This is a genomic window from Symbiopectobacterium sp., from assembly GCF_051710365.1.
GTDB lineage: Bacteria > Pseudomonadota > Gammaproteobacteria > Enterobacterales > Enterobacteriaceae > Symbiopectobacterium.
In genome coordinates this window covers 1-25,316 of sequence record NZ_JBPETA010000034.1, presented here as the reverse complement: position 1 = coordinate 25,316, position 25,316 = coordinate 1, and the positions used below count along the sequence as shown (strand labels likewise).

The following is a 25,316-nucleotide window of genomic DNA, read 5'->3' as shown; positions in this document are numbered from 1 at the left end:
GGCGATGGTCAAAGCGCTTAACCGGATCACGCTATTAGGAATGCCGAACAGTATTCGCATCACGTAACAATCGACCCGATGGGGCACAGTCGTTACAAGTTCTGATTTATTCAACAAAGCCCCCCGGTGGCTGTAACCACCAGCGTGTCGCCACTCTTTTTACCCGGTGATGAGGCAGATTGTGCAGCGCTCTGATAGGTGCTGTCACCCACCGCAGTGCTGGTCTGTGCCGCCTCCGCCAGAGCGGGCCACAGTGCCGCGCCCACACACAGCGCCAAAACAGAAAAACCGCTTACCGATTCCATTGTCTGAACCGGCTTCGCGCAGCCAAACATCTTTCCTTTCATAACGATCCCTTAAGCGTGCATCATGCTGACACGACACCGTTTCACCTGGTTATCATCGGGTTAACGCCCGACAATGGTCATGCCCCTGAAGCACAAATCTACTTATCGAGTCTATATGACATTAGATAATAGGAATCATAGTGATAAGGATTTGCATTTAATATGTAAGTAGGGTTTACCTGTTGGCAAGGTTTTCCCTGCCAACAGGTCGTTAATGGGCTTGTTTACGCAGCAGATAAATAAAGTAAGGCGCGCCGATAAAGGTCGCCAGCAGGCACCTGGTTAGGAAACAGGATCATGCGTCCCGCCCAATCGGCCAACAGCATCAATATGCCGCCAATCAGTGCGGAACAGCAAAGTTGAGGGATCACGCGGGAGAACCCCATCATGCGCGCCAGATGCGGTGCCATCAGCCCGACAAAGCTGAGTGGCCCTACCGTCAGGGTTGCCATCGCGGTCAACACCGATGCCAACAGCAAAATCAGCAAGCGCACTGGAGTGACAGCAACGCCTAACGCCTGGGCGGTCACGCTACCCAACGGCAAAATGCGCAGCCAACGTTGGCACAAGGGCACCATTAGCGCCAACACCAGAGCCACACCTGCGGTGTTGATCGCCTGTTCAGGTTCAACGCCGTATGTCGACCCAGAAATCCAGGTGATTACACCGCTCATGCGCGGATCGCCGCTCGCCAGCAGCAGCGTAAGCACGGTGGAAAACGCGGTACTCAGAGCAATCCCGGCCAATAGCATGCGCTGTGTGGAAAACCCACCGCGACTAGCGATGGTGATCATCACCAGCAGTGTTAACGCCGCACCCGCGCTGCCCGCGGGCAACTGCCATGCGCTGGTGTCTCCCGGCATCAGGAACAGCAACAGAATAACCCCGGTCGCCGCCCCCGCGCTGATGCCCAACACTTCCGGGCTGCCCATCGGGTTAGCCGTCAGTTTCTGGATCAGTGTCCCTGCCATCGCCAGCATCATGCCCGCCGTCAGTGCCGCCACCGCGCGCGGCCAACGCCAGGGCAACAATTGCGCCAGTTCCTCGCCGCGACTCCATTGCCAGCCTTGTGCGCCTTTACCCAGCATCAGCGCTATCGCCAAAGCGACCAGTAACAGTACTATCCCGGCCAACAGCCAGCGTCCCCAGCGGGGGGCCACGGCGTTAATGTCTCCGGCTGGCGCCAATGCAGGCTGGTGCGTGGTGCGTAAGCGCGGCAGCAGCCATAGCAGCAGTGGGGCACCAATCAGCGCTGTCACCGCCCCCGTCGGCACTTCACGCCAGATGCGGGTCAGCCACAGCACGGTTTGATCGGTCAATCCCAGCAGCAGCGCCCCCAGCAATGGGGCTAGCCAGAGCCGTTGCCACAAGCGACGAGCGCCCAGCATGCGAGCCAGCAACGGGGCAAACAGGCCAACGAAACCGATAATCCCCGCCACATTAACCAGTTGTGCACTGAGAAAAATCGCAACACCAAGCGTGGTTAAGCGCGCCAGCACCAGGCCTAATCCCAGATTACGCGCCACGCCATCGTCCAGTCCCAACAGCGTCAGTGGACGCAACAGCAGCAACGCCAGCGCAAAACACACCAGCAACCGGGGAAAGAGAAACGCCACGCGGCTCCAATCCTGCTGGTTCAGCATGCCGCTGCTCCACAAAAACAGATTCTGTAGCTGCTCATGGTTAAACATCACCAGTAATTGATTGACGGCAGCACAGTAAAAACTCAGCACCAAGCCAGCGAGCAGCAACGTAATCGGCGACATCTGCTTGCCCCATGAGAGGCCAAACACCAGTACGCCGATACCGAGCGCCCCCGCCATCGCCATCCACTGCTGCGCGACGTCGCCGCCCGGCAGCATCCATAAGGTTGCAACCGTCACCCCGAGCTGAGCACCGGTGGCAATGCCCAGCGTAGCCGGTTCCGCGAGCGGATTACGCAGCACCTGCTGAAACAGCAGCCCCGCCAGCCCCAGCCCCGCTCCGACCAGCAGCGAGAGCGCCACGCGCGGTAACAGGCTGTAATGGAACAGCAGTTGGCGCAAATCATCCGTTTCGGGGTTTATTACGGCCTGCCACCATGTCGCCACTGGCAATGCGTGGCGCAGATTGACGGCCATCATCAACAGCAGCACCGCTAGCATGCCGACCACTATCAGCACCGCGCCAGAGCGCTTAGGCGTTGGCGTCATGACGAGCCTCCAGTGCATCCTGCAATACCTGGCAAAAACGCATTGCCGACAGCGTGCTGCCATACAACCACACCGCTGGCACGCGTTGCCAGCGGTGCTGGCGCACAAACGGCAGCGCCTGCCATAACGAGCTGCGTTCCACCTGTGCCATCATGGCCTCTTCACCGTGACCAAAACAGATGGCGTTGGCATCCTGAATTTCCGCCAGACGCTCAACGCCCACCACCACGCTGCCCCAGAAACTGGTTTCTTCACGCCAGGCGTTTTCAATGCCGAGTTCATCCATCGCTTCTTGAAACAGGCTGTTCTTCGCGATAATCAAGACGTGCGTGCTGTCGATAAAAGAGAACAGCAACAGTGGACGACGGGTGTAGGGCTGCAACTGCACCCTGGCCTGCTGCATATAAGGTTGAGAAGGTGTCCAGATGCTGTTCCGCAGCGTCGGGTATGGCTAACCGCTGCGCCAATTGGCGCAGTGACGCTTTTGCCATGGTCAGAGGCCGTCCGGCGTCGTTGTTAAAGCTAAATCCCATGGTCGGGGCAATGCGCGACATTTTCTCCACCGACGGACCATAGCCCGCAGAGTAGACCATCAACGAAGGCCGCAATTGTGCCAACAGTTCCATATTGGGTTCGGTACGGAAGCCGACATCAATCACCGACTCGGGCAGTTGCGGCTCAGCGACCCATAGCCGGTAATTCGGGATTTCAGCCACACCCAGCGGCGTAACGCCCAGCGCCAGCAGCAGTTCAGCAGGCAACCACTCGAGCGCCACGATGCGCCGTAGGTCTGGCGGCGTCTCGGTTTTTGCCCAAGCGGAGAAGCACAGGGGGGAAAGCAACAGCGCCGTCAGCACGCGACGGCGATCGTAATTGATACGATGAGATAACAAAGCCATCTTTAGCACACAAAGCTTACTGGCGCACCGCCGCCAGGATGCGGCAGGATCCCCATCGGAATGCCGTACACCGCTTCAAGCACCTGCGGCGTCATGATGGCATCCGGTGTCCCCTGCGCAATCATTTCGCCACCGCGCAACGCCACCAGATAATCGCAGTAGCGCGCCGCCATATTGATATCGTGCAGCACGGCGATCACCGTCAGCCCCTGCTCTCGGCTCATACGTTGGATCAGAGCCAGTACCTCAACCTGATGTGCAATGTCTAACGCCGATGTCGGCTCATCCAGCAGCAGACAGCGACTGTCCTGCGCCACCGTCATTGCCAACCAGGCACGTTGGCTCACCGCCAGACAAGCTGTCAACCAGACGGTGAGCGAACGGCTTCAGCCCCACGACGGCGATAGCATTTTCCACTTTTTCGCGATCGGTGCTGCCAAAACGTCCCAGCGCGCCGTGCCACGGGTAACGTCCGAGCGCAACCAGCTCACGCACCGTCATACCTTCCGCAGCAGGGAGCTGTTGAGGCAGATAAGCAACCTGTCGGGCAAAGGATTTGCTGTCCCAGCCGGGCAACGGCGTGTCCTTGACCGAAATCACGCCGGTACTTGGTGTTTGATGACGCCCCAGCATCTTCAACAGCGTTGATTTACCTGAACCGTTGTGACCAATCAACCCGCACACTTTAGCGATGGGAAATGTCAGAGAAAGCGAATGCAGCAGGGTGCGGCCAGGCACAGCGAAGCTGACATCGTCGAGCCTAAAGGTGGTATCCGGCCCATTATCAGCCCGCACCGGTTCATGAGAAGAGGCGTCTGGATTTTGCATAACCGTCGTAACCCGTTGTTGCTGTCCGCCGTTTGTCAGGTAGCAGCATTGTTCACCGTGGTGCTACCGACGTAAAAGAGAACGATAATGATTATTATCAAGAGCGAGGATGATAGGCGGACGGGATCCCTCTCGCAAGCAATTTAGGCCCAAAAAGCACAACGCCCCGGGGCAGGTCGCGTCGGGGCGTTGTTCATCACGGTAAACCGCGTGATTACTGACCAAACATCTCTTTGATCCAGTCAGCGACACCGCTGTCGTTTTGCTGCGCGGGCGCTTGTTGCTGCTGTTGTGCGCTCTGGCACAGCGCCTGCGGGTTTTCCGTCCACACCGGCAATGCCCGGCCTGCGCTGCCATTACAGATAAACTGGCCGCCGCCATCGACGGTCATAGTAGCGATACCTTCCGGCGGCGTCAGCATCAGCGCCAGCGGCGTCTGGTTTTCCAGATAGCGGCGATACAGCGTTAACGCACCGTTGGCGCCGGTCAGTTTTGCCGGACCGTTGTTATCGCGCCCTACCCAGGTGATCGCCACTTCTTTGCCATCAACACCAGCAAACCAGCTGTCGCGCAGGTCGTTGGTGGTCCCGGTTTTCGCCGCCAGATGGTAATTGGGGAACTTCACCGCCAATGAGCGTGAAGTTCCGCGCTCAACCACCTGCTGCATACCATACAGCGTCAGGTACGCCGCCTGAGCCGGCACCGCGCGCTCAGCCTGCGGGAAGCTTTGATACAGCACGCTACCGTCTTCCGCAATCACCGAACGCAGCGCCGACAACGGCGCGCGATTACCGCCGCTGGCGATGGTTTGATACTCCTGCGCCACTTCCATCGGTGTCAGGCTAATGGCCCCCAGCAGCATGGCGGGCACCGGCTGGATCACTTCTTTCGGGATACCCAAACGTTGCAGCGTATTGCTGATCTGCTCCAGCCCAACCGTCATCCCCAAATTAACCGTCGGCACGTTAAGCGAGTTGGCTAATGCATCCACCAACATCACGCGTCCACGGAACTGGCGATCGTAGTTGTTCGGCTGCCACACCTGCCCGTTCGGCTGCTTGAGCGAGAGTGGTTCATCCGCCAACCAGGTGTTGAGACGGAAGGTGTCGGGCTGACTCAACGCGGTCAGGTAGGTCGGCGGTTTTGCCAGTGAACCCACAGGACGACGCGCCTGCATCGCACGGTTAAAACCGGCGTATTGGGTTTGAGCCCCGCCCACCATGGCGCGAATTTCACCGCTGAAACGATCGACAACCACCATGGCAGATTCCAGATCGCTAACATTGCGTGCTGCACGCAGCGCAGGAATCCCCTCTTCCACCGCTTTTTCAACCGCATCCTGCGACACCGGATCCAGCGTGGTGAAAATCTTCACGCCGGAAAGATCTTTTACCTTATCTCCCAGGTGCTGCTGCAACTCCTGACGCACCAACTGCATAAAGGCAGGTTGCGGTGTGATCACGCCCCCTTTCGGCTGCACCCCTAACGGGCGGGCGCTCAGCATGTTGTAGAGATCTTCGTCAATAATATGCTGATTTTGCAGCAAACGCAGCACCAGATTACGGCGTTCTAATGTCAGTTGCGGGTTACGCCACGGGTTATACAGCGAAGCGCCTTTTACCATGCCGACCAACAGTGCCTGCTGATCCAGACTCAGTTCATTAACCGGACGACCGAAGTAGTAAAGGCTGGCAAGCGGGAAACCACGAATCTGATCGTTGCCGCTCTGGCCGAGATACACTTCGTTCAGGTACAGCTCAAGAATGCGATCTTTGCTGTAGCGGTAATCCATGATCAACGCCATGTAAGCTTCGTTCGCTTTACGCCACAGGGAGCGTTCATTGGTGAGAAACAGGTTTTTCACCAACTGCTGCGTCAGGGTACTCCCGCCCTGCACCGCGCGGCCTGCCGTGATGTTCGCCAGAAAAGCACGGCCAATAGACAGGAAGCTGATGCCGTCATGCTGGTAAAAATGGCGGTCTTCAGTCGCGACCAGCGTATCAACCAGTAAATCCGGGAAACCGGAACGCTGCACGAACAGCCGCTGCTCCCCGTTAGGGGATTGCATCATGGTGATCAGGCGCGGATCGAGGCGGAAAAAACCAAAATTACGTTGGTTCTCCAGATTTTGGATTTGAGCCAGACGATCGTTGGTAAAGATCAGTCGGGCATTGCTCTGCCCTTCCTTACCATCGGGGAAATCGAACGGGCGGCGAAGTATATCAATGGTATTGCCACGCACGCTGAATTCGCCCGGCCGGGTGATACGCGATACCTGACGGTATTGCATCCCTTCCAGCAGGTTTATCATCTCTTTCTGGCTGTAGGACATGCCCGGCTCGAGGTTCACCATGCGGCCATAAACGGCCGCAGGCAGCTGCCACACTTTGCCTTCAATTCGGCTGCGAATCTGGCTGTCAAGATAGACGCCATACAGCGCAAGCACCACGGCGAATACCAGCGACAGTTTAATGAACAACCCAAGCCAGCGTCTTTTTTTACGCGGTTTTTTGCTCATCTCGTCCTCATCGTACTCGTCGTCTTCTTCATCAATGTCATCCTGATAGACGTCATCCTCTTCTTCATTGTCATCCCTTCGACTACGACGCCAGGTCGCCTGGGGGCGCGGCGGTTTTCGTCCTGACGCTCTTCCTTTGCGTCCGATAGGTTCACGATCGTCCTGTGACATTGCGGTTACTTCTCCGTCAGGTTAATGACAATAACAGCACCACTATAGACGTAGGCGCTGACTGTCGTCGCTTACTCTGTTGTTCCGCCCGGTTTCAGAAAAGCAGAACCGTCTGAAATACGTTGCAATAACGTATCAGGGCGTCTGGTATTCCTTCGTGCGCCGCGTCGGCGCAGTATTGGCAGGATCGTCCGGCCATACGTGTTTGGGATAACGCCCTTTCATCTCTTTTTGCACCTCACGGTACGCTCCTTGCCAGAATGCGGCCAGATCGCGCGTAATCTGCAAAGGTCGGTGCGCCGGAGAGAGCAGCTCCAACACCACGGCAACGCGCCCTTCTGCCACAGTGGGGTTCTGCCGCTCACCAAACATCTCCTGCATACGCACCGCCAGCGTAATGCGCGCATCAGCGCTCTGCCCCCCTCGGCCAACATCAGTGTCGGTGCAATCAGCCACTCCTGCGCCGCCAACGGCTCGTCCAACGGTAAGCGTGCGCCCAGCCCGCTTGCCAACTGATAACGGCCATCGGCACTGCGCCGTTGGGCAATGCGATCGGGATAGGCAAACGCCAGCAGCGCGGGCAATGCGGCAAAGTGCTGCGGCTCGCGCCAGCTTGCCGATTTTCCCGCCAGACGCGTCATCAACTGCGTGGCACGCTGCCGCCAGGAGGGCGAAGGCCGCGCAAGTAAACGCTCAATGTCCAGCGGCCCCATACGCGGCGGTTCTTCTAACAGCGCCGCCAACAGACAGGCGGTAGCCTGCGTTGGCGCATCCTGCTGTGCGGTGCTGTGCAGCATCGCCGCCAAACGAGGCTCGATGCACAGTCGGGCGATATGGCGCCCGCGGGTCGTCAGTTTCCCGGCATTGTCGGTTACCTGCAATTGCGTCAGCAAACGACGTGCAGCATCAAGAGCAGGCGTCGGCGGGGTATCCAGCCAGGTGAGCGACTCTGCGGAGGTGCAGCCCCATTGCAACAGTTCAAGCCAGACGCTGCTCAAATCGCTGTTTAACATTTCCGGGCTGCTTTGTGTGGCGGCACGCTCCGCCTGATCTTTGGCGCACAGGTGCACGCACAGGCCCGCTTCCAGTCGTCCGGCGCGCCCCGCCCGTTGCGTCATCGATACCTGACTGATGCGCTGCGTCACCAAGCGCGTCAGCCCGCTTTTCACATCAAAACGGGCAACGCGCTCCAGTCCACTATCGACCACCAGCCGAATACCTTCAATTGTCAGGCTGGTTTCTGCAATATTGGTGGACAACACCACTTTACGCCGCCCCGGCGCGGCAGGGAGAATCGCTTTCTGCTGGTCGGCCAGCGTCAACGCGCCGTACAGTGGGCAGAGGTCCACATCGCTGGTAAGCGTCTCTTGCAGCATGGCTTCCACCCGTTTGATCTCCGCTACGCCGGGTAAAAACACCAACGCCGATCCGGGCTGTTCCGTCAGCAAACGGCGAATCTGCCGGGCGATGCCCTCTTCCAACCGTTCCTGGTTGCACAACGGCTGATAGTTGCGATCCACCGGAAAAGCCCGCCCCTGTGACACCACCGTCTCCGCCGTCGGTAATAACGCAGCCAAACGCGCGTTATCCAGCGTGGCGGACATAATGAGCAGCACCAGATCTTCGCGTAGCCCTTGCTGAACATCAAGCAGCAGCGCCAATGCCAAATCCGCCTGCAAGCTGAGCTCGTGAAATTCATCCAGAATCACCAGCGACACGCCCGTCAGTTCAGCATCCCGTTGCAGCATGCGTGTCAGCACTCCTTCAGTGACCACTTCGATGCGCGTCTGGGGGCCGATGCGCGTTTCAGCGCGCATGCGGTAACCGATGGTGCCACCCGGCGTTTCACCCAGTTGTTCCGCCAGGCGCCACGCCACGTTTTTGGCCGCTGACCGACGCGGCTCAAGTAAAATGATCCGGCCAGAGAACCCGCCCATTTCCAGCAATTTTAGCGGCAGCCAGGTGGATTTTCCCGCCCCGGTGGGTGCGTGCAATAAAACTTGAGGCGCGCGGCCTAACGCGTCAATTACCTCATTCAGCACGACGCTGACCGGCGGTAAACTCACAGCATTCTCCTCTACAATAGCGTCTTCCTGGCGCAACGCATGTTCGCACAAAATAAGGCATTGCACGAAAGTGGTGGTTGTCGCCTTCGAATCGGCATTGTAGCATCCTCGGTTATCCGCGTAGAGAGAGAGAGCCATGTTAAGCACACGCCGCCTGTTTTTTGCCTTGTCCTTACCCGATTCACTGGCACAAACGCTGGTTCATTGGCGTGCCCAGCACTTTACCCCGGAGGCGGGACGCCCGGTCGCTGCCGCCAATATGCATATGACGCTGGCCTTTTTGGGTGACGTGAGCGAGCAAAAAGAGCGTGCCCTTCGGCTGCTGGCCGACAGAATCCGTCAGCCCGCTTTTCAGTTGCATCTTAACGACGCAGGCCAGTGGCCGCGCCCCGGCGTAGTATGGCTGGGCTGCCGTCAGGCACCGCGCGGCTTGCTACAATTGGCCGCGCTGCTGCGATCGCAAGCGGCACGCAGCGGTTGCTACCAAAGCCCGCAACCCTTTCACCCGCACATCACACTGTTGCGCGGTGCCACGCGCCCCGTGGCGCTTCCCCCCGCCAATTTTGACTGGACGTTGTCGGCAGAGCGCTTTGCCCTGTATGAATCTCGCTGGGAACAGGGAAAAACCCGCTATCAACAGGTCGCGGAATGGCCGTTGGCCCACCATAACGCAGGATAACCCGATGAACTTTATGCCGCCGCTCAAACCGGCACGGTTGATTAAGCGTTACAAACGCTTCCTTGCCGATGTGGTGACGCCCGAAAGAGAAACCTTTACGCTGCACTGTGCCAACACCGGTGCGATGACCGGGTGCGCCACGCCGGGTGATACAGTATGGTACTCCACCTCGGATAACCCCAAGCGTAAATACGCGCACAGTTGGGAACTTACAGAAACCGCGCAGGGGCATTGGATTTGTGTCAATACGCTGCGCGCCAATCATCTGGTGCATGAAGCGCTGCTGGCACAACGCATTCCTGAGTTGGCCGGCTACCACCAAATCACCCCCGAAGTGAAATACGGCACGGAGAACAGCCGCATTGACCTGCTGTTACAGGCACCGGGGCAGATTAACTGCTATATTGAGGTGAAGTCAGTTACATTATTGCAACAAACGCCGTTGCATATGTCGCCTCACCAGGGATTTTTTCCCGACGCCGTGACGCAGCGCGGACAAAAACACCTGCGCGAATTGATGCAGGTGGCCGAAAACGGCGAACGTGCAGTGCTGTTTTTCGCAGTACTGCACTCTGGCATCGCCGAGGTTGCGCCTGCACAGCACATCGATGCCCGCTATGCAGAATTATTTTGCGAAGCGCGGCAAAAGGGGGTTGAAATTTTTTGCTATGCCACCACATTATGCCCTGACGGTATTACGCTCACGTACCCGTTGCCGTTAACCGTAACGCGATAAAGACGGTAGGTGCCTTTACCTGTTGTTTATTATCGGATGTGACGACGAGGTTCCTGGCATCTCATCAGGCCTGTGACAGGAATTATTGCCAACCCCAGTTCCATCTGCTATTTATAGCGGCCTGTTTTTCTCCCCCCTTAGGGATCGATAGTGCGTGTCGTGTTATGTAGGAGAAGCAACATGCAAGAAGAGCAAAACCGTAAGACATCTTCTCTGAGCATTCTCGCAATTGCCGGAGTGGAGCCGTACCAGGAAAAGCCGGGCGAAGAGTACATGAACGACGCCCAATTGGCTCATTTCAAGCGTATTCTTGAAGCATGGCGCAATCAACTCAGGGATGAAGTGGATCGCACCGTTTCCCATATGCGCGATGAAGCAGCCAACTTCCCGGATCCGGTCGATCGCGCCGCACAGGAAGAAGAGTTCAGTCTGGAACTGCGTAACCGCGATCGGGAACGCAAGTTGATCAAAAAGATTTCCAAAACACTACAGAAAATCGAAGACGAGGACTTCGGCTACTGTGATTCTTGTGGTGTTGAAATTGGTATCCGTCGCCTGGAAGCGCGTCCTACCGCCGATTTATGCATTGACTGCAAAACGCTGGCGGAAATCCGCGAGAAACAGATGGCGGGATAATCCCACTGTAGGGCGGAAAAGCTGTTCCGCTTTACGTTTTTGCCTGCACGTCATCTCCCGGCACCGAATGCGGGAGTGACGTGCAGGCATTGTTCACCCGTATGCCTGATACCCATCGTTATACCGGCCGTTTTGCCCCATCGCCTTCCGGCGATCTTCATTTTGGTTCTCTGATCGCTGCATTAGGCAGCTATCTACAGGCACGCGCCCATGGTGGCCGCTGGCTGGTGCGCATTGAAGACATCGATCCGCCGCGCGAAGTCGCTGGCGCGGCAAGCCGCATTCTTTCACAGTTGGAACACTACGGTTTGCTGTGGGATGGCCCAGTGCTTTATCAGTCCCAACGGCAAGCGCGTTATCTGGAAGTGCTGGCCACACTGAAAGCGCACCACCAGTGCTACTACTGCGATTGCACGCGCCAACGCATTCATTCACTGGGCGGGCAGTATGATGGCCATTGCCGTACGCGCCAATTGGGCCCCACCCACGCCGCCCTTCGTTTGCTCCAAGACAACCCGGTGTTGCACTTTCACGACAGGCTGCACGGAGAGGTGTATGCCGACCCGGCGCTGGCACAGGAAGATTTTATCATTCACCGCCGCGATGGATTATTCGCCTATAATCTTGCCGTTGTGGTGGATGACCACGATCAAGGGGTAACGGAAATCGTGCGCGGCGCAGACCTGATCGCCCCTACCGTCCGGCAGATCGCGTTCTATCAACAGCTAGGCTATCCGGTGCCGGATTACATCCATTTACCGCTGGCGCTCAACGCGCAGGGAAATAAGCTTTCCAAGCAGAACCACGCGCCAGCGCTACCGGATGGCGATCCGCGTCCGGTGCTGTTAAGCGCACTGCGCTTTCTTAATCAGCCAGTGCCGGATCATTGGCAAGATATGGCGTTGCCGCTCCTTTTACAGTGGGCCGTTAGCCATTGGTCGCTCACGTCAATTCCGTTAATCGGGGTGGCTGAGGCAACATCGGCATTCTCAAAGGTAGCGCGGTGAGCTATGATTAGCCGCTATTTTTTGTTGTACCGTTATTTTTTCATCACTATCGAGGTGTACCATCTTTACCCGAGTCGCTAATTTCTGTCGCAAGGTACTCAGCCGCCAATGACGTGGCCACCACGGAGCCCGTTCGTCAGGCTATGACCGTGATTCCGCGCGACCAGCATAACCTTTCGCGCAGTGATATCAGCGAAAATGCGCTGAAGGTACTCTATCGCCTGAACAAATCGGGCTATGAAGCCTATCTGGTTGGCGGCGGCGTCAGAGATCTGCTGCTGGGGAAAAAGCCAAAAGATTTTGATATCACCACCAATGCGACGCCGGAGCAGGTGCGTAAATTATTTCGCAATTGCCGCCTGGTTGGCCGCCGTTTCCGCCTCGCTCACGTGATGTTTGGCCCTGAAGTGATCGAAGTCGCGACCTTTCGCGGCCATCACGAGCAACATCACGAGCAACATCACGAGCAGCAGCTAAAAACCACATCTCAGCAGGCACAAAGCGGCATGCTGTTACGCGATAATATTTTCGGCAGCATTGAAGAAGATGCGCAACGCCGCGATTTTTCCATTAACAGCCTCTATTACAGAGTCGCCGATTTCAGCGTGCGTGATTACACCGGCGGGTTAAACGATCTGCGCCAGGGAGTGATCCGGTTGATTGGCGATCCCGAAACCCGCTATCGGGAAGATCCGGTACGCATGCTGCGCGCCGTGCGTTTCGCCGCCAAACTGAACATGACCATCAGCCCGGAAACCGCCGAGCCGATTCCACGTCTGGCGACATTGCTGCACGATATCCCCGCCGCACGCTTGTTTGAGGAATCCCTGAAGCTGTTGCAAGCGGGCTACGGTTACCCGACGTACCGTTTGCTGTGCGAATACCAACTGTTTCAGCCGCTGTTCCCGCTGATCAGTCGCCACTTTACGCCTAACGGCGATAGCCATCTGGAAAAAATGGTGGCGCTGGTGTTAAAGAACACCGACCAACGGTTGCAAAATGACATGCGCGTTAATCCAGCGTTTCTGTTTGCCGCCATGCTGTGGTACCCGTTGATCGAGCATGCGCAGAAACTGGCACAGGAGAGTGGATTAACCTACTTCGACTCCTTCGCACTTGCCATGAACGACATTCTGGACGAACAGTGCCGCTCTCTTGCCATTCCCAAACGCATCACCTCGTTAGTGCGTGATATCTGGCAGTTGCAGTTGCGCCTGTCACGGCGTCAGGGCAAACGCGCCTACAAGCTGATGGAGCACCCGAAATTCCGCGCTGCCTACGATTTGTTGAGCCTGCGCGCCGAAATAGAGCGTCAGCCAGAGCTGCAACGTCTCTCTCAATGGTGGGGAGAATTCCAGGTCGCCACGCTGCCGCGCCAACAAGCCATGCTCAGCACGTTGGATGATGGCCCTACGCCACATCGCCATTCCCGACGCCGTAAGCCGAGTGCGCCGCGCAGAGAAAGAACCTCGTGACACGCTTTTATCTGGCGCTGGGTAGCAACCTGGCGCATCCGCTACAACAGGTTAACTCCGCGCTGGCGGCACTGGATACCGTGCCGCACACCCGCGTGCTGTGCTGCTCACCCTTTTATCGCAGTCGTCCGTTGGGTCCGCAAGATCAGCCCGACTATCTCAATGCGGTGGTGGCATTGGACACCACACTCGCGCCGGAAATGCTGCTCGACCACACCCAAGCCATTGAACAGCAGCATGGCCGCGAGCGTAAAGCGCACCGTTGGGGGCCGCGCACGCTGGATCTGGATATTCTGCTGTATGGCAATGAAACCCTGCACACCGCGCGTTTAACTGTGCCTCACTACGACATGAAAAACCGGGAATTCATGCTGTATCCGCTGGCCGATATCGCCCCGGATTTGCACTTTCCTGACGGTGAAGCGCTGGCATTGCGCCTGTCCGCCGTGCCACGCAACGGTATGACGCTGTGGAATGAGCAAGGCTGATATCACCCAAGTCGCATTTCCCCCCTTCAACGGCTATGCCTTAAGACAGGCTTCCTTTAAGATGTTCTCCTGACTTTTTCGATTCTGGGAGGCTGCCAATGAAACCGACAACCCTGACCTACCTACGCAAATGTAAGCAGGAGAAGCGTAAATTCGCGACCATTACCGCGTATGACGCCAGTTTTGCTCGCTTATTCTACGACAATGGCATTCGCGTGATGCTGGTGGGGGATTCGCTGGGCATGACGTTACAAGGCCATGATTCCACGCTGCCAGTGACCGTCAGTGACATTGCCTATCACACCCGCTGTGTACGGCGCGGTGCGCCGCAGTGCCTGCTGCTTGCCGACCTGCCGTTTATGGCTTATACCACGCCAGAGCAAACGTTTACTAACGCGGCAGAAGTGATGCGCGCCGGTGCCAACATGGTAAAACTGGAAGGCGGCCAATGGCTTGCTCCCACGGTGAAGATGCTGACCGAGCGCGCGGTACCGGTGTGCGGCCATCTGGGATTGACGCCGCAATCGGTGAATATTTTCGGCGGCTACAAGGTGCAGGGTCGCGATGAGGCCGCGGCGGCGCAATTACTGGATGATGCGTTAGCGCTGGAGGCTGCGGGAGCCCAACTGTTGGTGCTGGAATGCGTGCCGGTTCCGCTGGCGCAACGTGTCACCGAGGCATTGTCGATCCCGGTTATCGGCATTGGTGCAGGTAACGTCACCGATGGTCAAATTCTGGTGATGCACGATGCGTTCGGCATCACTGGCGAGAACACACCCAAATTTGCTAAAAACTTTTTAGCACAAAGCGCCGACATCCCCGCCGCCGCGCGTCTTTATGTGCAGGAAGTTGAGCAGGGACTTTACCCTGCCGAGGAACATTCGTTCCGTTAAGCTAAACCCTTTACCACAGCAAGTATTGATAACAATGATGAGTACAAAGGAACAAGACCGTGTTGATTCTTGAAACCCCTTTGCTATTACGCCGTGAGATTCGCCGCTGGCGTCAAGAGGGGAAACGCATTGCATTGGTGCCCACCATGGGCAATCTGCATGACGGACACATGACGCTGGTAGACGAGGCGCGGGCACGCGCCGATATTGTTATCGTCTCCATTTTCGTCAACCCGATGCAGTTCGATAAACCCGACGATCTGCAACGTTATCCACGCACCTTGCAAGAGGATTGCGAAAAGTTAACCCGCCGTAACGTGGATCTGGTGTTTACACCGTCACCCGAGACGGTCTATCCGCATGGATTGGGCCAGCAAACGTTTGTCGAGGTGCCGGGGCTGTCTGCCATGCTGGAAGGCGCCAGTCGTCCAGGCCATTTTCGCGGTGTGGCAACCATTGTCAGCAAGCTGTTTAACATGGTACAACCCGATATCGCCTGCTTTGGTGAAAAGGATTACCAGCAGTTAGCGCTGATTCGCCAAATGGTGCGCGACATGGGCTACGACATTGATATCGTCGGTGTGCCGATTGTCCGTGCACCGGACGGGCTGGCACTCAGCTCGCGCAACGGTTATCTTAGCCCGGAAGAGCGCCAGTCTGCGCCCGCGCTAAAACGCATCATGGATCAGATGGTAGATAAACTCAGCAACGGCGATCGCCAGCTTGAGGAAATAGTAACCAGTGCCGCAGAAGCGTTACGCGAAGCCGGGTTCACGCCAGATGAGCTCTACATTCGCGATGCGGATACGCTGCAAGAACTGACCGTGGCCAGCACGCGCGCGGTGGTATTGATGGCAGCCTGGCTGGGTAAGGCCCGCTTGATTGATAATCAGCAGGTCATTCTGGTCGATTGACTGGCATGACAGACATTAACCGAGGTAACCGACAGTGATACGCACCATGCTACAAGGTAAGCTGCACCGGGTAAAAGTCACCCAGGCAGATCTCCACTATGAAGGATCTTGCGCCATCGATCAGGATTTCATGGATGCAGCGGGCATTCTGGAATACGAAGCCATCGATATCTACAACGTGGATAACGGGGCGCGTTTCTCTACCTATGCCATTGCGGCAGAAAGAGGATCACGCATTATTTCTGTCAACGGGGCGGCGGCACGCTGCGCCTGCGTCGGCGACAAACTGATCATCTGCTCCTATGTACAGATGTCAGACGAAGAAGCGCGCACGCATCACCCGAAAGTCGCCTATTTCTCCGGTGATAACGTGATGTCGCGCCAGGCGAAGGCGATTCCGGTTCAGGTCGCCTAAAAGCAACGGGGCCATAATGGCCCCGTTTTTCTCTTAACTACGCAGACCACGCCCGCGTTCGATCAGCCACCACGCCAGCACGTAAAACACCAGAATAAACACCAGCAATACCGTCATGGTGAAAGCCAGCGGTACATCCTGAATGCCGAGAAAGCCGTAGCGGAAGCCGCTTATCATGTACACCACGGGATTAAGCTTGGACACCGCTTGCCAAAATGGCGGCAGCAGCGTCAGCGAATAAAACACGCCGCCAAGGTAGGTTAATGGCGTCAGCACAAACGTCGGGATAAGACTGATGTCATCAAAGGTTTTGGCAAATACCGCATTCAGCAATCCGGCCAGCGAGAACAGTACCGCCGTCAGCAGTAGCGTAGCCACCACTACCCACCAAGCATGCACATGCAGCGGAACAAAAAACAGCGACACCGCCGTGACCAACACACCGACACACACGCCGCGGGCTACCCCGCCCCCCACGTAACCGGCAATAATGATGTGTGTCGGAACGGGCGCCACCAGCAGTTCTTCAATATTGCGCTGAAATTTGGCGCTGAAGAAAGACGCTGTGACGTTGGCATAGGCGTTGGTGATCACCGACATCATGATGAGCCCAGGCACGATAAACTGCATGTAGTCGAAACCGTGCATTTCACCGATACGGGAGCCAATCAGGCTACCGAAGATAATGAAATAGAGCGTCATGGTGATCACTGGCGGCACCAGCGTTTGTATCCAGATGCGACTGAAGCGGTTGATCTCTTTGGTCCAGATGCTTTTCAGGGCGACCCAATATAACTGCGTCATGCTTTTTTCGCCTCCCCGCTGGCCTTCACATGCTTCATCTTTTCACCGTTAACCATGGAGACGAACAGCTCTTCCAGACGGTTGGCCTTGTTACGCATACTCAATATTTGAATCCCTTGCGTACTTAATTGGCTGAAAACGCCATTGAGTCCCTGCCCACGCATTACGTCCACTTCCAGCATTGAAGTATCTGTCAGACGATGGGCATACCCTTCCAGATTGGGCAGCGGGCTTTTCGGCGCGAGATCGAAAATAAAGGTTTCCGATTGCACGTTGGCGAGTAATGCCTTCATCGAGGTGTTTTCCACCAATTCACCATGCTGAATAATGCCGATATTGCGGCACAGCATTTCCGCTTCTTCCAGGTAGTGCGTGGTGAGAATGATGGTGGTGCCCTGCGCGTTCAGCGCCTTGAGAAACCCCCACATGGAACGACGCAGTTCGATATCCACCCCGGCGGTTGGCTCATCGAGGATCAACAGTTTGGGTTCATGCATCAGGGCGCGCGCAATCATCAAACGGCGCTTCATCCCACCGGAAAGCATGCGTGCCTTTTCCTGACGCTTTTCCCACAGATCGAGCTGCTTGAGGTATTTCTCCGCCCGTTGCAGGGCATCCTGGCGCGACACGCCATAGTACCCCGCCTGATGGGTAACGATTTGCAGCACCGTTTCAAACGGATTGAAGTTAAACTCTTGAGGCACCAGCCCGAGTTGGCGCTTGGCGTTAACGATGTCGCGCTCCAAATCGTAGCCGAAAACGCGCACCTTACCGGAAGATTTGTTTACCAGTGAGCTGATGATACCAATCGTGGTCGATTTCCCTGCGCCGTTCGGTCCCAGCAGCGCATAAAAATCCCCAGCCTCCACGCGCAGATCGATACCGCGCACGGCCTTGACGCCCCCTGGGTACGTTTTGGTCAGTTTCTCCAGTTCCAGTGCATATGTCATAACAAGTTAACTAGCCCTATTATCAATGAATGACTCAGTTTCGATTTTAAAACATTCACGCTTGCCTTATATTACCTTTTACTGCCCTTTTTTTGTCACAGGCCATTTACTTTCATGAAAGATATTGAAACGCTCATCGCCAACAACCAGCGTTGGTCCAACACCATGGTTGAAGAAGATCCGGGTTACTTTGAACGTCTGGCGTTGGCACAAAAACCCCGTTTTTTGTGGATTGGCTGCTCTGACAGTCGCGTACCCGCTGAAAGCCTGACCAGCCTTGCGCCCGGCGAACTGTTCGTTCACCGCAATGTGGCAAACCTGGTTATCCATATCGATTTAAACTGCCTTTCCGTGGTGCAGTATGCCGTTGAAGTGCTCGAAGTCGAACACATCATCATTTGTGGTCATTACGGTTGCGGCGGCGTGCAGGCGGCGGTAGAAAACCCTGAATTGGGGCTTATCAACAACTGGCTGCTGCACATCCGTGATTTGTGGTACAAGCATAGCTCGCTGTTGGGAGAATTGCCGCCCGAAGAACGCTTTAACAAACTGTGTGAAATCAATGTGGTAGAACAAGTCTACAACCTGGGCCACTCCACCATCATGCAATCCGCCTGGAAACGCGGCCAAAAGGTCACAATTCACGGTTGGGTGTATGGCATCAAGGACGGTTTGTTAAGCGATCTGGAAGTTACCGCTACCAGCCGCGAAACGCTGGAACAGCGCTATCGCCGCGCCATCTCTTCCCTGATCTGATTTTACAGGGGCACCTTATGTGCCCCTATATCTGGCGCGACAACTTATTCCTGCGGAATCACCTTGCCAATATAAGGCAAATGCCGATAGTGCTGTGCGTAGTCGATGCCGTATCCCACCACAAATTCGTCAGGAATAGAAAAACCGACCCACTCAACTTTCACGTCCACTTCCCGACGCTCCGGCTTATCCAGCAGCGTACAGATCGCCAGCGACGCAGGCTCATGCAGACGTAGAATTTCGCGTACTTTGCTCAGAGTGTTGCCGGAATCGATGATGTCTTCCACGATCAGCACGTGTTTACCACGGATGTCTTCATCCAGATCTTTGAGGATCTTGACGTCTCGCGTAGAGCTGGTACCGCTGCCGTAGCTGGATGCCGTCATAAAGTCCACTTCGTGGGAGACATCGATAGCACGGCATAAATCGGCCATGAAAATAAACGAACCGCGCAGCAGCCCGACTAACACCAGATCGCTGTCACTGCCACGATAGTGCTGGCTGATTTCCTGACCTAGTGCGCTCACACGCGCGCGAACGTCCGCTTCGGCAATCATGACGTCCACAGTATGTTTCATCATACACATCACTCGTTTTAAAAAAGGGCGACACCACAGCGCTACGCAGCTTATTCGCAGCCTGTTCACGGTCTCTTTGAGGCGCGCAGTATAACGCCACAGCACAGGGTTCTCAATGACACAGGAAAAGGCTTATGCACCTCTCATTGCCAGACGATCGCAAAATGACAGGAGTGTAAGTGAAGCGTTATCGCAGCATAAAACTGGGTAAAACGCATTGCGCCCCCCTGTCAGAGCGGCTTTGATAGGTCCTGAATTCAGCCAGCGAGAAAGGTCTTTTATGAACATGACGCACCCTACTCTTTTGCTTGCCCTGCTGTTAGGGCTCTCTTGGATAGCGCAGGCCGCACCAGACACACCACGGCCACTGCCTATCGATGCCCCTCCCTTTGCCAAAGGCGAGCTCCCACCTCCGCCGCCTGTACCACCGCTGTACGAGGCGTCGATGCAAAACCACCAGCCCGCAGAAGCGCTTGGTAAGCTGATTGCCAATGCCCCGCACGCGGAGAACAAAAACTATGAAGTGAGAGTGATGATTCGCGAGCTGCCAGCGCCACCGGCGGAGGTGAGCAAAGCCGACAAATAGCCCCTCAAGACGCATTCTCTTCAGCGACAGGTTCAAGCGGCAACGCGGGAAACAAAATGGGTTGATCTGGTCGGATACTGATCCTGACCTGCTGCCCCGGCTCAAACCAGTTACTGGTTTGTACCGTCAGCACGCGTTCCGCCAGCCGAACCCGGTACACGTTTGAGGTTCCCAGAAACACGCGATCTTCAATCAGCGCTGTACCATCTGGATCTAGCGCCAGCGCAATTTCTTGCGGCCGCACCAGCCAATCGCACTGGCTGCCAATCGGGAAACCAAGCGGATAGTTGGCATGAAAATCCCCCATCGGGCTTTGCCACTGATGTTCGCTCAGCACGGTAATCGGCAGATAGTTGGTGTTGCCCAGAAAATCAGCCACCGCGCGCTGCACCGGTCGATAATAGAGTTCGTAAGGATTGCCTTGCTGTATCACCTTGCCTTCATGCAATAACACCACATGATCTGACCAGGCAAATGCTTCTTCGCGACTGACCGTCGCCAGAATAGCGGCAATCTGACGCTGTTTGAGCAAATCGCGAATTTCCGCAATCAGCCGGTCGCGCTGCTGGCTATCCATGGCGGGGAACGGCGCATCCAGCAGCAACAGGCGCGGCTTACACAATAACGCGCGCCCCAACGCCACGCGCAGTTGCTGCTCGGCAGAGAGATCGCGAGGATAGCGCGCCGCGCACTCGGTCAATCCCAATAGCGTCAGCATCTCCTGCACCGCATCTTTATGTTCCTGCGTCATGGGCACCGGGCAGGCAAAGGCCAGGTTCTCCTGCCCGGTCAAATGCGGGAACAGGGCGTAGTCTTGAAACACCAACCCAACAGGACGCTGATGCGCGGGAACAGATATCATCGGGGTGCTCATGCGCTCACCGACAAGCGCTATCTCCCCTTTTGCCACCGGCAACAAGCCAGCGATTGCTTGCAACAGCGTGGTCTTGCCGCTGTCGTGGGGGCCCAATACGCAAATCAGTTCCTGCTCGCGCACTGAAAAGGTTACCGCGTCCAGCACGGGCTGCTGCCTGAGATGACAAGATACGCTTTGCACCGCCAAAACCGTGGTGGGCGTCATCGATTATTTCCCTTCCAAAGCCATTGAAACCACAACATCGGCACACCGCCAATCAGCACTAAACACAGCGCTGGCAGTGCCCCCCACTGCAACAGGTTATCGACAGCAAGACGAAAAACATACGTCGGCAACGTTTCCCACCCGAACGTGCGGAATAAAAATGCGGCATTTAACTCTTTCATGCCTTCGAAAAACAGAATCACCACGCCCATCATCACCTGTGGTTTCAGTAACGGGAAATAGACGCGCGCTCCGCGTTGCCACAGCGTGAGCCCAACCATCGCGCTGGCCTGATCGAGAATGTTCGGAATGTTCGCCATACGTATACTGAGCGGCTCCAACACAAAACGGCTGAATTTGGCGCAGTAAACCAGCACCATGATCAACCAGACGCTGGAAAACAGCGGGGGTACAAACGGTATCTCCACCAGCATAGCCAGAGAACGAAGCCCGTTATCCAGTGCAATCAGCGGAATGGCAATGCCCGTCGCCAGCGCAGCCGCCGGAAACACATAGCCCCACTGCGCCAGAGCGAAAGAAACGCGTCCGGCACGTAACCCCGCCAGACGAATAAACAGCAGAAAAGGAATCATCATCGCGCACAGAATAACGGCAGCCAGCGATGCCATGGTCAGACTGTTCAACAACGCGTCGAGCAGCGTTGCGCTCCAGCCGTCGCGGATATTCGCTAATTGCCAATACAGCAAGCGACCGAGCGGCAAACCGAAAGCCAACAGCGCCAGCCCCCAACATACCAGCGTGACCAATCGCGCCATACCGGCCGTCAGCACCGGCTTGACGATGCTATCTGCGATCCCCGGAAAGGTATTTTGCCGTTGCTGGCGGGCAAAACGCAGGCCAAGCCAGGTAAGCAGCACAACAAAAGGCAACAGAGAGAGCGTCCAATGGGCGACAGCCTGAGTATCACCTTGCAACACGCCAGCATCGATCAAACGCGTTGTCAGCGTAGGCAGTGCCAGCAAGCGCGCGGTACCATAATCATTCAAGGCCTCGACGGCCACCAGCATGGCACCCATTCCGATAACCGGGCGCACCAGCGGGAAAGACAAACGCCAGAATACCTGGCGCGGCGTCAGTTTGAGTAGCTGCGCGGCCTGTAACCAGTGCGGAGGTTGGGATTCCAGCGCATGACGCACCGGCAGATAAACATAAGGGTAAAAGGCCAGCGCCAGCACGACGCAAGCACCCAACAGCGTTCGGCTGTGCGCACTTTCCTCACTGAACGCAGGAAAATCCAACAGGTCCCACAGCACGCCATGTTGTCCCAGCATATCGGCATAAAAATCAGCCATCAAAAAGGCGGGCATGGCCAGCGGCAAGCACAAGGCCCAGGCAACACCGCGTTTGCCGGGAAAACGGTAATAGGCCATGACCCAAGCAGCAGGCAGCCCGATCAGCAGGCTGAGCGCCACCGCACCACAGACCAGAATCGTCGTATGCAGCAGATAAAGCGGCATCCCCTGCTGCCACAGTGCCAGCATGCCGCCAGCCTCGGGCCAAAATGCCAGCGCGAAGACGATCCCCACGGGAAGCAAAAATGCTCCGTTAATCACCCAATAACTGATACGCCAGAGACCCGATATCATCACACCAGCAACGGTAAATCCTATTGACCATCATCTATTAATAACAGAGGCTGCGCACGGCGTCATGTTATCAACACGGAATAAATGGGGCTTAATCCGGCCATTGGTCTCAACCGTACAGATTGGCACATCAGGGAATAACGAGTTTTACTAACGTGAACGCGTAAAATAAACCTTGAACCCACTTACCCCATCTGTGATAACGTCATTTTACGATTGTTGATACAGGTTTAATCATGAAACGCTCTGCGCTGGCACTGCTGCTTATGAGTCTGATGGGATTTTCGTCAGCCAGTAACGCACTGAATGAATTTGAGGCGGAAGATCTCGCTGACTTGACGGCCATTTTCGTCTATCTGAAAAACAACTGTGGCTATCAAGACATTCCCAACGATCATATTCGACGCGTGCTGATCGCTTTTGCGCAGCAAAACCGTTGGAATCTCAACAATTACAGTGACTTTGATATGATCAGCCTGGGTGAGGATAGCTACCGCGATCTGAGTAACATCCCAATCCCGACGCCCAAAAAGTGTCAATCGCTGGCGCAAAACTCGCTCGGTCTGCTCGCGTACGCGAAATAGTGCTGGCGTAGGCGAAATAGTGCTCGCGTAACGTTTCCCGCACTGCCTGAAATTTCGCCGTGCAAACCATCAGAGAGTTAGCTATGATGGCGCGCTCATTTTCACGGCGGTTACCGCAGAGGAAGCCCTGACATGTCCCGAAAAGAGATGTGGCATGAAACGTTACATGCCAGCTTCGGCCAATATTTTTCCATTGACCAGGTGCTGTTTCATGAAAAAACCGCCCATCAGGATCTGATTATCTTCGAAAATGCGGCGCTGGGGCGCGTGATGGCACTGGATGGCGTGGTGCAAACCACCGAACGCGACGAGTTTATCTACCACGAAATGCTAACCCATGTCCCTCTGTTGGCACATGGCGCTGCCAAGCGCGTGCTGATTGTCGGCGGCGGCGATGGCGGCATCCTGCGCGAAGTGTGCCGCCATCCGGAAGTAGAACACATCACCATGGTGGAGATTGATGCGGGGGTGGTCAGTTTCTGTCGCCAGTACCTTCCCAACCACAGTGCCGGGGCTTATGACGATCCGCGTTTAACGCTGGTGATCGCCGATGGCGTTGATTTTGTCAGCCAAAACCGCGATAGGTTTGATGTGATCATTTCTGATTGCACCGATCCCATCGGCCCCGGAGAAAGCCTTTTCAGCTCAGCGTTTTACGATGGTTGTGCGCGTAGCCTGAATCCTGGCGGCCTGTTTGTTGCACAAAATGGCGTCTGTTTCCTGCAACAGGATGAAGCCATCAACAGCCACCGCTTACTCAACCGCTCTTTTTCGGATGTCACCTTCTATCAGGCGGCGATCCCCACCTATTACGGTGGCATCATGACCTTTGCCTGGGCCAGCAACGATCAGACATTGCGCCTGGTAGCACAGGACACGCTTGCGGCACGTTATCACGCTTCAGGCATCAGCTGCCGTTATTACAATCCGGCTGCCCACACCGGTAGCTTTGCGCTGCCACAATATCTACTGAATGCATTAGCCTGACGCTTACAGCCATAAGGGGGTGACGAAAATTGCACAAGCTGAAACTGCACGGCTTTAACAACCTGACCAAAAGCCTGAGTTTTTGTATCTACGATATCTGCTATGCCAAAACCGCTGACGATCGCGACGGCTATATTGCCTATATTGACGAACAGTACAACGCCAATCGTTTGACAGAGATCTTGACGGAAACCTGTACGATCATTGGAGCCAATATTTTGAACATCGCACGGCAGGACTACGATCCTCAGGGTGCCAGCGTGACCATTCTGGTCAGCGAAGAGCCGATGGATCCGCGCGATGTCGATAACTCCGAACATCCCGGACCGCTGCCCCATTCCGTGGTTGCGCATCTGGACAAGAGCCATATTTGTGTACATACCTACCCGGAAAGCCATCCCGAGGGTGGCCTGTGCACCTTTCGCGCCGATATTGAAGTGTCAACCTGCGGCGTGATTTCCCCGCTAAAAGCGCTGAATTACCTGATTCACCAGTTGGAATCCGATATTGTCACCATTGACTATCGCGTGCGCGGTTTCACGCGTGATGTCAACGGGGTGAAACATTTCATCGACCATCAAATCAATTCCATTCAGAACTTTATGTCGGAAGATATGAAGTCACTGTATCACCTGATGGACGTGAATGTGTATCAGGAGAATATGTTTCACACCAAAATGCTGCTCAAGGATTTCGATCTGCGGCACTATCTGTTCAACGCCGCGCCGGAAAATCTGGAAGCGGTGGAACGCAAAAGAATCACCGATCTGCTCTATCATGAAATGCGAGAGATCTACTACGGTAGGAATCTTCCGGTTTTGTAGATGACGCACCAGCGGGCCCACAGCGGCCCGTTTTTTTTATTCTCAACCACGCCTCCGTTTCCCCTTGGTAGCACTGTCCTCTTCCGCCATTCCGATCTCCGCCTCAACGAATCCACACTAATCACCATATATTGTATGGTTGAAATTAAAAAAATCTACATCTAGTATTTAAACCGTCATTCCGCACCTGATTTTTCTTTTTTCGGGACTTGACGGTATTCTGAAGTTCTGAATTTATTACTGCTTTTTGCAGACCAATCAGCATGAGTACTCCCCACGTTACCATCCGTAACCT

At 55.7% G+C, this 25,316-nt stretch carries 20 protein-coding genes and 5 pseudogenes; 14 read left to right on the top strand and 11 right to left on the bottom strand.

The window, feature by feature from the left end; genetic code table 11:
• Nucleotides 1-110 precede the first annotated feature (110 nt).
• From ACTBDZ_RS05290 to hrpB, 6 genes and pseudogenes are all read right to left on the bottom strand, one after another.
• Nucleotides 111-347, bottom strand: coding sequence for a hypothetical protein (locus tag ACTBDZ_RS05290; RefSeq protein ID WP_438814522.1), 237 nt, complete (start codon nt 345-347; stop codon nt 111-113).
• A 211-nt stretch (nt 348-558) separates the two neighbouring features.
• Nucleotides 559-2,539, bottom strand: a pseudogene (gene fhuB / locus ACTBDZ_RS05285) (Fe(3+)-hydroxamate ABC transporter permease FhuB).
• Nucleotides 2,523-3,438 (bottom strand): annotated as a pseudogene (gene fhuD, locus ACTBDZ_RS05280) (Fe(3+)-hydroxamate ABC transporter substrate-binding protein FhuD). Before fhuD ends, fhuB begins: the two co-directional pseudogenes overlap by 17 nt.
• Nucleotides 3,439-3,440: 2 nt before the next feature.
• Nucleotides 3,441-4,266, bottom strand: a pseudogene (gene fhuC, locus ACTBDZ_RS05275) (Fe3+-hydroxamate ABC transporter ATP-binding protein FhuC).
• A gap of 214 nt (nt 4,267-4,480) precedes the next feature.
• The gene (mrcB, locus tag ACTBDZ_RS05270) at nt 4,481-6,955 is read right to left on the bottom strand and encodes a bifunctional glycosyl transferase/transpeptidase (RefSeq protein WP_438814521.1); all 2,475 of its coding nucleotides are present in this window, start codon (nt 6,953-6,955) and stop codon (nt 4,481-4,483) included.
• Nucleotides 6,956-7,090: 135 nt separating this feature from the next.
• A pseudogene (gene hrpB / locus ACTBDZ_RS05265) lies at nt 7,091-9,021 on the bottom strand (ATP-dependent helicase HrpB).
• Nucleotides 9,022-9,157: 136 nt separating this feature from the next.
• Here hrpB and thpR point away from each other — a divergent pair.
• The 9 genes and pseudogenes from thpR (at nt 9,158) to panD (ending at nt 16,264) form a co-directional block, all read left to right on the top strand.
• Nucleotides 9,158-9,700: an RNA 2',3'-cyclic phosphodiesterase gene (gene thpR, locus ACTBDZ_RS05260; protein WP_438814520.1), complete on the top strand. Its 543-nt coding sequence runs from the start codon at nt 9,158-9,160 to the stop codon at nt 9,698-9,700.
• A gap of 4 nt (nt 9,701-9,704) precedes the next feature.
• Nucleotides 9,705-10,436 carry a DNA/RNA nuclease SfsA gene (gene sfsA, locus ACTBDZ_RS05255; protein ID WP_438814519.1) on the top strand — a complete coding sequence of 244 codons (732 nt, stop codon included), beginning with the start codon at nt 9,705-9,707 and terminating at the stop codon, nt 10,434-10,436.
• Between the two features lie 180 nt (nt 10,437-10,616).
• A complete protein-coding gene (gene dksA, locus ACTBDZ_RS05250; RefSeq protein ID WP_196905643.1) occupies nt 10,617-11,072 on the top strand; it encodes an RNA polymerase-binding protein DksA in 456 nt (151 codons plus the stop codon).
• A gap of 101 nt (nt 11,073-11,173) precedes the next feature.
• Nucleotides 11,174-12,079 carry a tRNA glutamyl-Q(34) synthetase GluQRS gene (gene gluQRS / locus ACTBDZ_RS05245; RefSeq protein WP_438814523.1) on the top strand — a complete coding sequence of 302 codons (906 nt, stop codon included), beginning with the start codon at nt 11,174-11,176 and terminating at the stop codon, nt 12,077-12,079.
• Between the two features lie 61 nt (nt 12,080-12,140).
• Nucleotides 12,141-13,554: pseudogene (gene pcnB, locus ACTBDZ_RS05240) on the top strand (polynucleotide adenylyltransferase PcnB).
• The gene (folK, locus tag ACTBDZ_RS05235; protein ID WP_438814518.1) at nt 13,551-14,042 is read left to right on the top strand and encodes a 2-amino-4-hydroxy-6-hydroxymethyldihydropteridine diphosphokinase; all 492 of its coding nucleotides are present in this window, start codon (nt 13,551-13,553) and stop codon (nt 14,040-14,042) included. The pseudogene pcnB and the gene folK overlap by 4 nt, the downstream one beginning before the upstream one ends.
• A gap of 98 nt (nt 14,043-14,140) precedes the next feature.
• Nucleotides 14,141-14,935, top strand: a complete 795-nt coding sequence (panB, locus tag ACTBDZ_RS05230) for a 3-methyl-2-oxobutanoate hydroxymethyltransferase (RefSeq protein WP_438814517.1) — start codon at nt 14,141-14,143, stop codon at nt 14,933-14,935.
• Nucleotides 14,936-14,994: 59 nt separating this feature from the next.
• Nucleotides 14,995-15,849 carry a pantoate--beta-alanine ligase gene (panC, locus tag ACTBDZ_RS05225; protein WP_438814516.1) on the top strand — a complete coding sequence of 285 codons (855 nt, stop codon included), beginning with the start codon at nt 14,995-14,997 and terminating at the stop codon, nt 15,847-15,849.
• Nucleotides 15,850-15,883: 34 nt separating this feature from the next.
• Nucleotides 15,884-16,264 carry an aspartate 1-decarboxylase gene (panD, locus tag ACTBDZ_RS05220; RefSeq protein WP_264625794.1) on the top strand — a complete coding sequence of 127 codons (381 nt, stop codon included), beginning with the start codon at nt 15,884-15,886 and terminating at the stop codon, nt 16,262-16,264.
• A 33-nt stretch (nt 16,265-16,297) separates the two neighbouring features.
• Here panD and ACTBDZ_RS05215 read toward each other — a convergent pair whose 3' ends face one another.
• Together ACTBDZ_RS05215 and ACTBDZ_RS05210 are read right to left on the bottom strand one after the other, a co-directional pair.
• Nucleotides 16,298-17,068: an ABC transporter permease gene (locus ACTBDZ_RS05215; protein ID WP_438814515.1), complete on the bottom strand. Its 771-nt coding sequence runs from the start codon at nt 17,066-17,068 to the stop codon at nt 16,298-16,300.
• Nucleotides 17,065-18,018 (bottom strand): ABC transporter ATP-binding protein, encoded by a 954-nt coding sequence (locus ACTBDZ_RS05210; RefSeq protein ID WP_438814514.1) that lies wholly within the window; start codon nt 18,016-18,018, stop codon nt 17,065-17,067. Before ACTBDZ_RS05210 ends, ACTBDZ_RS05215 begins: the two co-directional genes overlap by 4 nt.
• Nucleotides 18,019-18,132: 114 nt before the next feature.
• On the opposite strand from ACTBDZ_RS05210, the gene can reads away from it, so the two are divergent.
• Nucleotides 18,133-18,774 (top strand): carbonate dehydratase, encoded by a 642-nt coding sequence (gene can, locus ACTBDZ_RS05205; RefSeq protein ID WP_438814513.1) that lies wholly within the window; start codon nt 18,133-18,135, stop codon nt 18,772-18,774.
• A 44-nt stretch (nt 18,775-18,818) separates the two neighbouring features.
• On the opposite strand, the gene hpt is transcribed toward can, so the two are convergent.
• Entirely contained in the window at nt 18,819-19,355 is a 537-nt protein-coding gene (gene hpt / locus ACTBDZ_RS05200; protein ID WP_438814512.1) for a hypoxanthine phosphoribosyltransferase, read from the bottom strand.
• 283 nt (nt 19,356-19,638) lie between these two features.
• On the opposite strand from hpt, the gene ACTBDZ_RS05195 reads away from it, so the two are divergent.
• Nucleotides 19,639-19,938, top strand: a complete 300-nt coding sequence (locus ACTBDZ_RS05195) for a hypothetical protein (protein ID WP_438814511.1) — start codon at nt 19,639-19,641, stop codon at nt 19,936-19,938.
• 4 nt (nt 19,939-19,942) lie between these two features.
• Here the strand turns inward: ACTBDZ_RS05195 and ACTBDZ_RS05190 are convergent, their stop codons facing one another.
• Together ACTBDZ_RS05190 and ACTBDZ_RS05185 are read right to left on the bottom strand one after the other, a co-directional pair.
• Nucleotides 19,943-21,019 carry an ABC transporter ATP-binding protein gene (locus tag ACTBDZ_RS05190; RefSeq protein ID WP_438814510.1) on the bottom strand — a complete coding sequence of 359 codons (1,077 nt, stop codon included), beginning with the start codon at nt 21,017-21,019 and terminating at the stop codon, nt 19,943-19,945.
• Nucleotides 21,016-22,566, bottom strand: a complete 1,551-nt coding sequence (locus tag ACTBDZ_RS05185) for an ABC transporter permease (protein ID WP_438814509.1) — start codon at nt 22,564-22,566, stop codon at nt 21,016-21,018. Before ACTBDZ_RS05185 ends, ACTBDZ_RS05190 begins: the two co-directional genes overlap by 4 nt.
• 296 nt (nt 22,567-22,862) lie before the next feature.
• On the opposite strand from ACTBDZ_RS05185, the gene ACTBDZ_RS05180 reads away from it, so the two are divergent.
• The 3 genes from ACTBDZ_RS05180 to speD all read left to right on the top strand — a co-directional run bounded on the left by ACTBDZ_RS05180 (nt 22,863) and on the right by speD (nt 25,021).
• Nucleotides 22,863-23,210 carry a YacC family pilotin-like protein gene (locus ACTBDZ_RS05180; protein WP_438814508.1) on the top strand — a complete coding sequence of 116 codons (348 nt, stop codon included), beginning with the start codon at nt 22,863-22,865 and terminating at the stop codon, nt 23,208-23,210.
• A gap of 132 nt (nt 23,211-23,342) precedes the next feature.
• Nucleotides 23,343-24,197: a polyamine aminopropyltransferase gene (gene speE / locus ACTBDZ_RS05175; protein ID WP_438814507.1), complete on the top strand. Its 855-nt coding sequence runs from the start codon at nt 23,343-23,345 to the stop codon at nt 24,195-24,197.
• A gap of 29 nt (nt 24,198-24,226) precedes the next feature.
• Complete coding sequence (gene speD, locus ACTBDZ_RS05170) at nt 24,227-25,021, top strand: adenosylmethionine decarboxylase (protein WP_438814506.1); 795 nt, start codon at nt 24,227-24,229, stop codon at nt 25,019-25,021.
• The last annotated feature ends 295 nt before the right edge of the window (nt 25,022-25,316 follow it).

Coding starts and splice junctions, on each gene's coding strand:
- mrcB (WP_438814521.1), bottom strand. CDS start 6,955: ATGTCACAGGACGATCGTGAACCTATCGGACGCAAAGGAAGAGCGTCA.
- hpt (WP_438814512.1), bottom strand. CDS start 19,355: ATGATGAAACATACTGTGGACGTCATGATTGCCGAAGCGGACGTTCGC.
- ACTBDZ_RS05210 (WP_438814514.1), bottom strand. CDS start 18,018: ATGACATATGCACTGGAACTGGAGAAACTGACCAAAACGTACCCAGGG.
- ACTBDZ_RS05290 (WP_438814522.1), bottom strand. CDS start 347: ATGAAAGGAAAGATGTTTGGCTGCGCGAAGCCGGTTCAGACAATGGAA.
- ACTBDZ_RS05180 (WP_438814508.1), top strand. CDS start 22,863: ATGAAACGCTCTGCGCTGGCACTGCTGCTTATGAGTCTGATGGGATTT.
- ACTBDZ_RS05190 (WP_438814510.1), bottom strand. CDS start 21,019: ATGACGCCCACCACGGTTTTGGCGGTGCAAAGCGTATCTTGTCATCTC.
- panB (WP_438814517.1), top strand. CDS start 14,141: ATGAAACCGACAACCCTGACCTACCTACGCAAATGTAAGCAGGAGAAG.
- gluQRS (WP_438814523.1), top strand. CDS start 11,174: ATGCCTGATACCCATCGTTATACCGGCCGTTTTGCCCCATCGCCTTCC.
- thpR (WP_438814520.1), top strand. CDS start 9,158: ATGTTAAGCACACGCCGCCTGTTTTTTGCCTTGTCCTTACCCGATTCA.
- ACTBDZ_RS05195 (WP_438814511.1), top strand. CDS start 19,639: ATGACGCACCCTACTCTTTTGCTTGCCCTGCTGTTAGGGCTCTCTTGG.
- dksA (WP_196905643.1), top strand. CDS start 10,617: ATGCAAGAAGAGCAAAACCGTAAGACATCTTCTCTGAGCATTCTCGCA.
- can (WP_438814513.1), top strand. CDS start 18,133: ATGAAAGATATTGAAACGCTCATCGCCAACAACCAGCGTTGGTCCAAC.
- speE (WP_438814507.1), top strand. CDS start 23,343: ATGTCCCGAAAAGAGATGTGGCATGAAACGTTACATGCCAGCTTCGGC.
- ACTBDZ_RS05215 (WP_438814515.1), bottom strand. CDS start 17,068: ATGACGCAGTTATATTGGGTCGCCCTGAAAAGCATCTGGACCAAAGAG.
- sfsA (WP_438814519.1), top strand. CDS start 9,705: ATGAACTTTATGCCGCCGCTCAAACCGGCACGGTTGATTAAGCGTTAC.